At 63.7% G+C, this 11,066-nt stretch carries 12 protein-coding genes; 5 read left to right on the plus strand and 7 right to left on the minus strand.

Annotation, left to right across the window (positions count from 1 at the left end; all coding sequences use genetic code 11):
* Positions 1-186 precede the first annotated feature (186 nt).
* From E8L99_RS20135 to E8L99_RS20155, 5 genes are read right to left on the minus strand one after another with little or no spacing between them, the layout of a single operon-like run.
* A complete protein-coding gene (locus tag E8L99_RS20135; RefSeq protein ID WP_137102215.1) occupies positions 187-1,314 on the minus strand; it encodes an NADH:flavin oxidoreductase/NADH oxidase in 1,128 nt (375 codons plus the stop codon).
* A gap of 41 nt (positions 1,315-1,355) precedes the next feature.
* Positions 1,356-2,102, minus strand: a complete 747-nt coding sequence (locus E8L99_RS20140) for an IclR family transcriptional regulator (RefSeq protein ID WP_256371393.1) — start codon at positions 2,100-2,102, stop codon at positions 1,356-1,358.
* Positions 2,103-2,146: 44 nt separating this feature from the next.
* Positions 2,147-3,331, minus strand: a complete 1,185-nt coding sequence (locus E8L99_RS20145) for a CaiB/BaiF CoA transferase family protein (protein WP_137101227.1) — start codon at positions 3,329-3,331, stop codon at positions 2,147-2,149.
* Positions 3,332-3,342: 11 nt separating this feature from the next.
* A complete protein-coding gene (locus E8L99_RS20150) occupies positions 3,343-3,819 on the minus strand; it encodes a MaoC family dehydratase (RefSeq protein WP_137101228.1) in 477 nt (158 codons plus the stop codon).
* Positions 3,820-3,848: 29 nt separating this feature from the next.
* Positions 3,849-4,988, minus strand: a complete 1,140-nt coding sequence (locus tag E8L99_RS20155; RefSeq protein WP_137101229.1) for an acyl-CoA dehydrogenase family protein — start codon at positions 4,986-4,988, stop codon at positions 3,849-3,851.
* A gap of 311 nt (positions 4,989-5,299) precedes the next feature.
* On the opposite strand from E8L99_RS20155, the gene E8L99_RS20160 reads away from it, so the two are divergent.
* The 3 genes from E8L99_RS20160 to E8L99_RS20170 all read left to right on the plus strand — a co-directional run bounded on the left by E8L99_RS20160 (position 5,300) and on the right by E8L99_RS20170 (position 8,578).
* Positions 5,300-6,481, plus strand: coding sequence for a CaiB/BaiF CoA transferase family protein (locus tag E8L99_RS20160; RefSeq protein WP_137101230.1), 1,182 nt, complete (start codon positions 5,300-5,302; stop codon positions 6,479-6,481).
* Positions 6,482-6,493: 12 nt separating this feature from the next.
* Positions 6,494-7,549, plus strand: coding sequence for a Bug family tripartite tricarboxylate transporter substrate binding protein (locus tag E8L99_RS20165; RefSeq protein WP_137101231.1), 1,056 nt, complete (start codon positions 6,494-6,496; stop codon positions 7,547-7,549).
* A 66-nt stretch (positions 7,550-7,615) separates the two neighbouring features.
* The gene (locus tag E8L99_RS20170; RefSeq protein WP_137101232.1) at positions 7,616-8,578 is read left to right on the plus strand and encodes a Bug family tripartite tricarboxylate transporter substrate binding protein; all 963 of its coding nucleotides are present in this window, start codon (positions 7,616-7,618) and stop codon (positions 8,576-8,578) included.
* 221 nt (positions 8,579-8,799) lie between these two features.
* Here the strand turns inward: E8L99_RS20170 and E8L99_RS20175 are convergent, their stop codons facing one another.
* Positions 8,800-8,994, minus strand: a complete 195-nt coding sequence (locus E8L99_RS20175; protein ID WP_137101233.1) for a hypothetical protein — start codon at positions 8,992-8,994, stop codon at positions 8,800-8,802.
* 391 nt (positions 8,995-9,385) lie between these two features.
* Positions 9,386-9,574 carry a hypothetical protein gene (locus E8L99_RS20180; protein ID WP_137101234.1) on the minus strand — a complete coding sequence of 63 codons (189 nt, stop codon included), beginning with the start codon at positions 9,572-9,574 and terminating at the stop codon, positions 9,386-9,388.
* Between the two features lie 122 nt (positions 9,575-9,696).
* Between E8L99_RS20180 and E8L99_RS20185 the strand changes: the two genes are divergently transcribed.
* Positions 9,697-10,380, plus strand: coding sequence for a GntR family transcriptional regulator (locus E8L99_RS20185; protein ID WP_137101235.1), 684 nt, complete (start codon positions 9,697-9,699; stop codon positions 10,378-10,380).
* Between the two features lie 12 nt (positions 10,381-10,392).
* A complete protein-coding gene (locus tag E8L99_RS20190; protein ID WP_137101236.1) occupies positions 10,393-11,064 on the plus strand; it encodes a GntR family transcriptional regulator in 672 nt (223 codons plus the stop codon).
* The last annotated feature ends 2 nt before the right edge of the window (positions 11,065-11,066 follow it).

An 11,066-nucleotide genomic window follows, 5' to 3' on the forward strand; every position in this document is an offset into this window, starting at 1 on the left:
CGTACGCTCTAGCGAATTTCTGCAAATTTCGCATGCGAAGGAACCCCGCATGGTTCTTGCACGTCACCGGAACGGTTGGCGGGGAATTCCCCGCACGGTTGCTGTCGAAAGCGCGGGAAGCTGCCAGATGGAGTGTGCCGGACGCTTGTCAAAGCCGATTGCCGCAATGATGGCCGGCCGACGGCGTCATTCGACATCCTTCAGGCCATTGAGCGAGTGCGCGAGCCCGGATTTCATCCGCTTGTCGAGCCACCAGCCGTAGTGAGGCGGCATGAGGTCGAATGCGGCATCGTCCATCAGATCCAGGGCCGCGGAAATCGGCCATTGCGGATTGAGCAGCATTTCGCGGCCCACCGCGACAAGATCAGCCGATCCTTCTCGAAGAATCCGCTCGGCCTGACGCCCGGACACGATCAAGCCCACTGCCATGGTGGCAATCTCGGCCTCGCGCCGCACCGCCTCGGCGTAACCGACCTGATAGCCGAGCTTCAATCCATGCGGACTGGAGGTAGGAGATCCGGTACCGAGCCCACCGGACGAACAGTCGACGACATCGACGCCCCGACCCTTCAGCTCCCTCGCCAGCTTGACGGTATCCTCCAGCGACCAGCCAAGCGAATCCACCGCCGAAACGCGGAAGAACAGCGGCTTGTCCTGGGGCCATACGGCGCGCACCGCCTCGGCGATCTCAAGCGCGAACCGCATCCGGTTTGCCAGGTGACCGCCATACCTGTCGATGCGCTTGTTCGCTGCCTCGGACAGGAACTGGTGCACGAGATATCCATGAGCGCCGTGGATCTCGAGCACGTCAAAACCCGCGGCCAATGCGCGACGGGCCGCAGAGGCCCAGGCTTCAATGACCTCCGCGATCTCCGATGTGCCCAGTTCCCGTGGAACGGGCCAGCCTTCCAGATGCGGGATGGCACTTGGCCCGATGACTTCCCAATGATCCTGACCGCATAGAGGCTGTGTCCGATCGAGCGGCCCGAAGCCTTCCCAAGGCCGGAAGGTCCCCGCCTTGCGCCCGGCATGGTTGAGCTGGATGCCGGCCTTGGCCCCCTGCGCGCTGACGAAGGCTGCGATCCTGGCGAGCGGCGCGATATGGGCATCGCTCCACAGCCCCATGTCGCCGATCGTTCCAAGGCCGCGGCGCTCGACCTTCACGGCTTCGGTGAAGACGAGGCCAGCCCCGCCGACGGCAAATTTGGCGAAATGGGTGAAGTGCCAATCGGTCGCCATGCCGCCGTCCGCGGAATACTGGGCCATCGGCGACAAGACGATGCGATTGCGCAGGCGGACATTCCCGATGTCCATCGGTCGAAAGAGAAGCGGAGCGGAGGTCCCGGCCACGTGCCTCAGGCCTTCCGCCGCACGGTCGGCTTATGGCCGAGCAAGGACGACGCATCGTCCGCCGCCGCGACGAGTGCGGGGACATAATCCTTCATGCGCAGCGTCATCCGGTCCTCGGGGCCGCCGACCATCAGCGCGGCTTTCAACGTGCCATCACGGTCGAAGATGGGGGCCGCAATTCCAGCCGCGCCGGGTACGGCCTCACCAAAACTGGTCGCCAGCCCCTCATAGCGGATGCGCTTGAGCTCCTGCCGCAGTTCGCGCACCGAAACGAGGGTCTTGGCGGTGATCGGCCGGAGCTTTGTCGTCTCGAGATAGCCGTCTATCCAGGCCTTCGACTGATATGCGAGGAGCAGTCGGCCCGCCGATGAGCAATAGAGAGGCCGGCTCGTTCCTGCCTGCACCGAATAACGAATCGGCTGTGGACTCTCGAGCACGTCGAGATATTTGGCCGCTTTCTCGTCAGTATCGAGAACCGCGACATAGATCGTCTCCTGGGTCATCTCTTGCAGGCGTTGCATGCAGGGGCGGATGAGCGTCGGGAATTCCCGAACCGCCATCAGCCCCGCTGCAAAGCGGAAGATCGCCGGCCCCAGCGTGTAGCGCGGAGGGGCATGGATCAGATACTCCGCCTGCGTGAGCACCCGCAGCAGCCGGAGCGTGCTGCTCTTGGGGGTTCCCAACTCGGCGCTGACTTCGGCCAGCGTCATGCCGTCTGGCGTGCTGCGAAGCGTTTCGAACATTCGGAACATTCGCTCAATGGAGCGCGGCGCGTTGTCGGGAGTGGCCACGCGCGTCAGGCCGCCCCTGGGACGGTCGAGCCTTCCAGAGCATCAACCTCCGCCTGGGAATAGCCGAGCTCTGCGAGGATCTCGCCAGTGTGCTCGCCGAGCCTCGGCGCCGGACGCCGGATGCTCCCCGGCGAATCGGTGAAGCGGACGGGAATCGAAGTCGTCACCAGCTGCCCCTCGCTTGGATGATCGATCTTCTGAAAATAACCGGTCTCGCGCAAATAGGGATCATCGGGCAGGTCCTCAAGCGCGGCGACCGGCCCGTTCGGGATTCCTGCCCGATCCAGTCGCGCCTGGCATTCGCTGGTTGTGTGTTCGGCGAGCAGGCCGGCGAGTGTCTCGAGCAGCGCGGAAATGTTCTCCGTCCGCTTCTGCAGCGAACTGAACCGCGCATCGTCTGCCAGTTCTGGACGATCGAAAGCAGCAAACAGCTTGCGCCACTGGTCGTCGCGCGTGGACAAGAGGCAGACATAACCATCCGTCGTCCGGTAGGGATGCCGGTGCGGCGAAAGAACCCGCGGGTAACCGAGCTTGTCGCCGAACGAGCCGACCCAGAGATGCTCCAACAGGTTGAAGGTCAGCACAGTCTCGAACATCGGAACATGGACTTCCTCGCCGAGCCCCGTTCTGCTGCTGCGGAACAGCGCCATGCCAATCGCCGAGGCCAGCACGACGCCGCTGTATTTGTCGGCGAAGTTCATGGGGATGAAGCTCGGCTGGCCCGTCACCTGCTCATAGAGCGAGGGGATGCACGTCATGCCCTGGATGACGTCGTCATAGGCAGGTCGGTCGCGCCATTTCCCGTCCTTCTTGAACCCCGACGCCGCCGCATAGACGATCTTGGGGTTGCGGCCGCGGATCGCCTCGGGCCCGATCTTCAGCCGGTCCGCTGCATCGAGGCGCATGTTGTGGATGAAGACATCCGCCGTGTCGACAAGGCGCAGAAGCGCTTCATAGGCCGCCGGGTCCTTCAGATTGAGGACCATGCTGCGCTTGTTGCGGTTGATGTTGAGAAAGAACGCCGCCATGCCTGGGTTCCGCGCAGGGCCCATCTCGCGCATGGTATCGCCCTCGGGCGTCTCGATCTTGATGACGTCCGCGCCCATGTCGCCCAGGATCTGGCCCGCGACCGGTCCGAGGACATTGGTTGTGACGTCGATGACGCGAACGCCTTCCAGGGGTCCTGACATTGCGTTTTCCCTCAGGCCGCGGCCGCGTCGCTGCGGCACTTGACCATGCGCAGCGGCTTGTAGGTGATGACGACCTCGCCCTTCTGGTTGAGGATGTTGCATACGGTCCTGACGAGCCCGCGTTTTGGACGGCTCTTGCTGCGACGGGCCTCGATCACCTCGCACTCGACGTGAACCGTGTCGCCGACGAAGACCGGCTTCTTGATGTCGAATTCCATGTTGAGGAACGCGAGAGCCGTATGCTGCATCATGGCCTGGATGAGCAGCCCCTCGGCGAAGCAATAGCTGAGGATGGCCGGCGCGATCCGTCCCTTGATGTCCGATTCCTCGTTCAGGAATTCCGTGTTCGTGAACAGGACCTCGACCATCCCCGTACAGCCGACGAAATTGATCACGTCCGTTTCGGTCACGGTCCGGCCGATCGTGCGAAACTTGCGGCCGATCGGCAGGTCTTCGTAATGCAGTCCGAGTCCAAGGACTTCCGTCATGAGACCTCTCCTCCTCTCGCGCTTGGCTCTCAGCGCGCCTTGCCCATCAGCGAGCGCGCGATAATGTTGCGTTGGATCTGGTTGGTGCCCTCGACGATCTGCAGGACTTTGGCGTCGCGGAAGTACCGGTTGATCGGGTAGTCGTCGGAGATGCCGGCCGCGCCGAACATCTGCATCGCGTCGGTCGCGACCCGCATCGCCGTATCGGTTGCGTGGCACTTGGCGATGGCGGCGAGGCGCGCCATTTCGTGGCCGGACACCCCCTGGTCGACCGCCTCTGCGGCACGGTAGACCAGCGCACGCGCCGCCTCGATTTGGATCGCCATGTCGGCCGCCATCCAGCGGATACCTTGAAAATCCGAAACCGACTGGCCGAAGGCCCGGCGCGTCTTGATGAAGTCGAGCGCATGGTCAAGCGCGCCCTGCGCAAGGCCCACGCCACGCGCGCCGATCACCGGGCGAGCGTGATTGAGCGCTTCCATGACGATCCGGAAGCCGTCGCGCTCGGTGCCAAGACGGTTGGCTTCGGGAACACGGACATTGTCCAGGAACAGGGGGCATGACGGCACGCCGCGCGCGCCCATCTTCGGCTCCTTGCGCCCAATCTCCAGCCCCTTCCGGTCCTTCTCGACGATGAACAGGTTGATCGTCCCGTCGGCATCGTCCCCGGTCTTGGCTGCGACCAGGATGAAATCCGCATAGGGCGCGTTGGTGCACCAGATCTTGGAGCCGGACAGGAGATAATCCCCGCCCTCGCGCCGGGCTCGGGTCTTGATGCCGGAGACATCGGAGCCGCTTTGTGACTCGGTCAACGAGATGGCCGCGCGCAGCTCTCCGGTCGCAAGGCCCGGCAGCAGACGCTGCTTCTGCTCGTCCGAGCCTCCACCGAGAATAGCGGCGAACGGCGTCCACTGGACGACCAGGAGATAGGCCGTGTTGTAGCAGACGCGGCAAAGCTCCTCGACGACGAGGCACGCCGAGACGACGCTGCCCGTGCCGCCGTACTCGGTCGGAAACGGAATGGTGAACAAGCCGAGATCGCGCAACAGCTGGAACATGTCCTGCGGGTACTCGGCGGTTCTGTCGATCATGTCAGCGCGCGGTGCCAGTCTTTCCCGTGCGACCCGCCTGACCAGATCTCTTAGCTGACGCTGCTCATCGTTGAACATAAATCGTTCCAATATTGGAATGGCATTTCAATTTTGCTGCTCCCTTCCACACACTGTCAATGGCTTGTGAATCTTTTTGTCTTGATCAGGAGATTTGATTGAGCGAATGTTCATTCAATCACCTGCCATCCGGGGTTGTCGCGCATGCACGCCGAACGGCCTGAGAAGCCCTCTCACGCACCGCACTGTCGGTTCTGGCCAGGCACCAGTGGCACGCGGAATCTGCGCCCGGCGCGGGGGCCGGATCCCGCGCGATCAATGGCGGTCGTAACCGACCGTCCGCATCGTCCTTGCTGGGTTGGGGCGGCGGCATGACAGACCGACGCGCTGACGCACCTGCTCTTCCGCCGCGCAAGGGCCCTCTGGCGGGCATCCGCATCGTGGAGATCGGGGCGCTCGGCCCGGCCCCCATGTGCGCGATGCTGCTGGCTGACCTCGGCGCGACAGTGCTGCGGATCGATCGCAAGGGGGACGCAGACCTGGGCCTCAAGCGTCCTCGGCATCTCGACCTCCTGTTGCGCAGCCGAGGCGCGATTGCGCTCGATCTCAAGTCGCCGGCAGACCGAGACCTGACCCTCAGGCTCATCGGGCAGGCGGATGCCCTGATCGAAGGCTTCCGTCCCCGCGTCATGGAGCGGCTCGGCCTCGGACCGGAGGCCTGCCTGAAACTCAATCCACGCCTCGCCTATGGCCGCATGACCGGCTGGGGACAGGATGGTCCGCTGGCCCAGGCAGCGGGGCACGACGTCAACTACATCGCTCTGACCGGCGCATTGGCGGCCATCGGGCCGACCGGCGGCGCGCCGGCCATTCCGCTCAACCTCGTCGGCGATTTCGGTGGCGGCGCGCTCTATCTCGCCATGGGACTGCTTGCGGCAATCATCCACGCACGCGGTACCGGACAGGGGCAGGTCGTCGACGCCGCCATGGTCGATGGCGCCGCGTCCCTCCAGACCATGTTTTTCGGCTTCATGGCGGCCGGCATGTGGAAGCCAGAGCGCGGAGCCAATTCGGTCGATTCAGGCTCGCATTTCTATCAGGTTTACCAGTGCTCGGATGGCAAGTGGGTCTCTGTCGGAGCGATCGAGAAGCGCTTCTACGAGGAACTGCTCCAACGCCTGGAGATCGACCCGGCAACGGTTGGCCCGCAGATGGATTCCGCCAACTGGCCGAAGGCACGCGCTATCCTCGCCGCCCGGTTCGCCTCTCGCACCAGAGACGAATGGTGCGCCCTGCTGGAAGGATCGGACGCCTGCTTCGCGCCGATCCTGTCGTGGGACGAGGCCGTCGACCACCCGCACATGAAGGCGCGTGGCACGTTCGTCGACGTCGCCGGCGTGCATCAACCAGCCCCCGCTCCGCGCTTCAGCCACAGTCAGCCAGGCAGCCCCACGGCGCCGGCAGACCTCGGCTCCGCATCGGCCGAAGCAGCCCTCCAGGGGTGGCTGCCGGCCAAGGACATAGAGGAACTCGCAAGCGCCAACATCATCTGAGAAGGCGCGGCCATGCAACGAGCCGCCCCCTCAAACCAATTCCGATGGGAGGAAGCAGACATGACACAGCAATCACGGTTTGCCACGACGCGTCGGCGGCTCCTCCAATGGGGGACCGTCCTGGGTGTCACTGGCGGGGCGCGGACGGTGTCCGGCCAGACGCAGTATCCGAACCGGCCGATCCGGCTCATTGTGCCCTTTGCCGCCGGAGGGTCGACAGATGTCGTCGGCCGGCTCGTCGCCCAGCATCTCGGTGCCCATTTCGGCTCGTCCGTCTTTGTCGAGAACAAGGGCGGTGCCGCGGGAGTGCTTGGCTGCGTGGAAGCCGCGCGCTCGCCCGCGGACGGTTACACCCTTCTCATGGGCACAACCGGCACGCATGCGATCAACCCGACTTCCATGGGCAGGCCGGCCTACGACGCGGTCAAGGATTTCACGCCGATCGCCTCTGTCGGCACCCAGCCCATGTCGATCTGCGTCCACCCAAGCGTTCGGGTCGAGACCTTGAAAGACCTGATCGCGATGCTCAAGGCCGACCCCGGCAAGTATTCCTATGCTTCGGCAGGAAATGGCGGCATCGCCCACCTCACCTTCGAACTCTTCAAGGACCTCGCCGGCAAGCTCGAGTCGGTCCATATTCCCTATCGGGGCGGTGCGCCCGCATTGCAGGATGTGATCTCGGGCCACGTCCCCATTCTGGCTGATACTTTCAGCAGCACCCTGCCCTATCACCAACAGAAGCTGCTCAGGGTCATCGTCATGACCGGCGAGAAGCGGTCGCCGCTGGCGCCGGATATCCCGACCGGCGTCGAAGCCGGCTTGCCCGGCCTCGTGGCCAGCACATCGGGCCTTCTTCTCGGGCCTGCCGGCCTGCCCGACAGCGTGATGAGACCCCTTCGAGGGGCTTTCGACGTGCTGATGAAGGCCCCCGAGTTCCAGAAGAAGCTCGTCGAGCTCAACTTCGAGCCGGCCACCGACTGGTCGCCGGAAGCCACCGGCAGGTTCATCTCGAGCGAAATCGCCAAATGGGCGCCGGTCGTTCGCAGCACCGGAACCGTCATGAACTGACGGTCCTGCGGCGCCAACTCCGGCGTCGATGCGCACCTGGCCCACCTTTGCCCCAGAGGATCACCGATGATCAAACATGTGCTTGCCAGCCTGTGCGCCGCGGCAGTCCTCATCGCCACGCCCGCGAGCGCGCAATATCCAGATCGCCCCATCAAGCTTGTCCTGCCGCTTCCTGCGGGATCGGCGACCGATTCCGTCGCTCGGGTCCTTGCGCGCAGCATGGAGCGTTCACTGAGGCAGCCGATCGTGATCGAGAACAGGGCGGGCGCCGATGGCGCCATCGCCGCACAGGCGGTCGCTCGCGCCGAACCTGACGGCTACACCCTGTTCTTCGCAACCAACAGCCCGATGTCCGCCGTCCCGGCGATGAAGCGAGAGCCGGGATATGATCCGACGACAGACTTCACGCCGATTTCGCTGGTCGGGCGCTATTCGTCGTTTCTTTGGGTGAATGCGGATGTTCCCATCCGATCACTACAGGAGCTCATCATTTTCGCTCGGGCCAACCCTGGCAAGCTCACCTATGCCACAGGCAATACCGGTGGCCAGGTTGCGATGCTCCAGCTCCTGACACTCGCTGGCCGGCTCTCGCTCACCCACGTGCCCTATCGGGGCGAACCGGCAGCCATCATCGACGTCGTGTCAGGCCGCATCCCGCTGATGTTCGCCACCCCGACCACAGCCGGCTCCTTCGCCAAGGAAGGCAAGCTACGCGCGCTTGTCACGACTCTCGCCCAGCGCAGCACCGCCTTCCCGGACGTGCCGACCGTGCATGAGGCCGGCTTGCCGGGCTTTTCGATCACTCTCTGGGCCGGGATCGTCGGTCCAGCAGGGATGCCGGCCGACATCGTCCGCCGGCTCAACGAAGTCGTCCAGGCCGCGATACGCGACCCAGAAGTCGTACAATCGCTCCAGGCGCAGCAGTTCTTCGGCGAAGCATCGACCGCCGCGGACCTACGACGCATGATAACGGAACAATTGGAAGCCTATCGGGTGGCCCTTCGCGGCGCTGGTGTGGAACCGAACTGAAGCGTACCGCAACGGCCAGTGTCACCCCTCCTGCGGAGCGACTTGAACCCCGGTTGCCCCAAGGTTGCGCGTGGACAACTGGGGCGGACATGCATCATCACCGCCGGCAGATGGCCTGTGGCGACGGCTTGCGAGAGCGGACAATGCGGGTGATACCCATCCGGTCCGGCTGGCCACCTTTGCCATCAGCAGCAAGCTGATTTGCCATATGACAGAGCCAACTAAGCAATAGTCTCGGCAAGACTCGCGAGAAGTCCCCGCAATGCGCGTTGTTCGGTGCTCGAAAGCCCCGACAACCACGTGCCGATCGCGGCGAAGTCGCCGGCGTCGCGGGTTTTCCAGGCCTTGATACCCGCATCCGTGATTGTGAGACGGCGCGCGCGGGCGTCGCTGGCATCCGTGACGATGCGCAGCATGCCTTTGCGTTCTAATGCGGAGGCGATCTACGCTCGCTACGACGGTCCATCACTGTGTGCAGCGGAGATCATCGATCATCTGGACCGCACCCACGCAGATCGAGCCGCCCATCGATCCATGCAACTCAGTGCCTGGCGAGCGATTCCATCGCACCAATCCGACCATCCGCGACTGTGCTGTTCGACAGACCAAAATGGTCGCAGAAAAGGCCCCTGCCCAGGCACGGCTCCGGCAGCGCCGAATTGACGCCACTCGGCAAGAGCAGCGATGCGTCCGTCCTTGAATGTCTGTCTCCTAGTGTATGCGTTCCTGGTTGAAGTGGTTGTGGATCGAGCCGTGATGAGCGGCGAATTTCTGCAAAACGCGCATTCGCCGGAACCTCAGCATGGCTCATTCACTTCGTCGGACGGTTGGTGAGGCTTCTTCGCGCGGTGGATGGGCCAGCGCCCAACTCGCTTGTCGATCGCGGCGAAGATCACTGAAAAACAGTTCCGCCAGAACCGCTTCCCATCGCTCTTGTGCATTTGAACCCGCATCGCGGTCGGGCAGAAACAGCTGCCCCCTTTTCGCCTTCGCCATGTGAACTGCCCTGCCCTCTGAACAGGACCGAGCATTCGACTGACGCTCCCCGGAGCTCAACCCTCTTGATTTGTCGCGGATGGGCATTGCGGGCGGATACCGTACAATGTCAGTTTCATCGGATGAATACGCTCGTTGCCGCACCAAGCCTGGTCAAACCATCAGTCGGAGAATCGACCTATCGTCGGATCAGGTCCGCGATCGTGTTCGGCGCCCTCGCCCCCGGTCAGAAGCTCAAGCTCGATCACCTGCGGGGCGAGTTTGGCACCAGCATCTCGACGCTGCGGGAGCTTCTCAGCCGCTTGGCGTCGGAAGGTCTGGTCTCGGCGGAAGGCCAGAAAGGCTTCGAGGTTGCGCAGGTCTCGATCTCCAACCTGGCGGAGATCGCGGAGATGCGGCTGTTCCTCGAACAGCACGCGATCGAGCTGTCATTCGCGCATGGCGATCTCGAGTGGGAGGGGCGCGTTGTTGCCGCCCATCACAAGCTCTCCCGCATCGAGCGAGCGCTGATCGGCGGCACCACAGTCGATCCATCCGAATGGAAGCACTATGACTATGAATTCCACCACAGCCTGATCTCGGCCTGCGGCTCGACCGAGCTCATGGAAATCCATAGCGACATCTACGACAAATATCTGCGATATCAGATGGTTGTCGGAATTTTCCGTGGCAAGCCGGCAGCACTCGAACATGCGGAGCTGCTGGCCTGTGCGATGGATCGCAAGACCGACCGCGCCCGCCAGATCCTGGCGACCCATATCCGGGATTGCGTCGAGGCGATCATCGCCCGCCGCGCCCTGTCCTGAGCGGCTGCCGCCATGAGCCAGGACATTTTCGAAACCGCCGGCGAGAATGCCTATCGGCGCATCCGCGTCGACATCATCACCGGCCACCTTCCTCCCGGCCAGAAGCTCAAGCTGGACAATCTCCGACGAGATTATGCGGCAAGCGTCAGCACCTTGCGGGAGATCCTCAACCGTCTGGTCTCCGAGAAGCTGGTCCTGGCCGAAGGCCAGCGCGGTTTCGAGGTCATGCCAATCTCGGCAGCGAACCTCCGCGAAATCGCGGCGTTGCGCCAATTGCTCGAATGCCACGCGCTGCGCCAGTCCTTCGCCCATGGCGATGTCGAATGGGAGGCGCGCGTCATCGGCGCCCATCACAAGCTCTCCCAGATGGAAGCGCGGATGGCCGCAGGCGACCGGACCAATACCGATCTGTGGAAGCGCTTTGACTGGCAGTTCCATCAGGCGCTGGTCTCCGCCTGCGGATCGCAGGTGCTGCTTCACGCCCATGCCGCCGTGTTTGAGCGCTACCTGCGCTACCAGATGATCGCACTGAGCTATCGTGGAGCCATCGCGGCAGCCGAACATCTCGCCATGAAGGAGGCCGCCCTGGCCCGCGATGCCGATGCCGGTTGCGCGCTGCTCGAGCGCCATATTGCCGGCGGTGTCGACCATGCCCTGGCCACAGGCGCCATCGGCGGCGCCTAGGT

The organism is Phreatobacter aquaticus, from assembly GCF_005160265.1.
Taxonomy (GTDB): domain Bacteria; phylum Pseudomonadota; class Alphaproteobacteria; order Rhizobiales; family Phreatobacteraceae; genus Phreatobacter; species Phreatobacter aquaticus.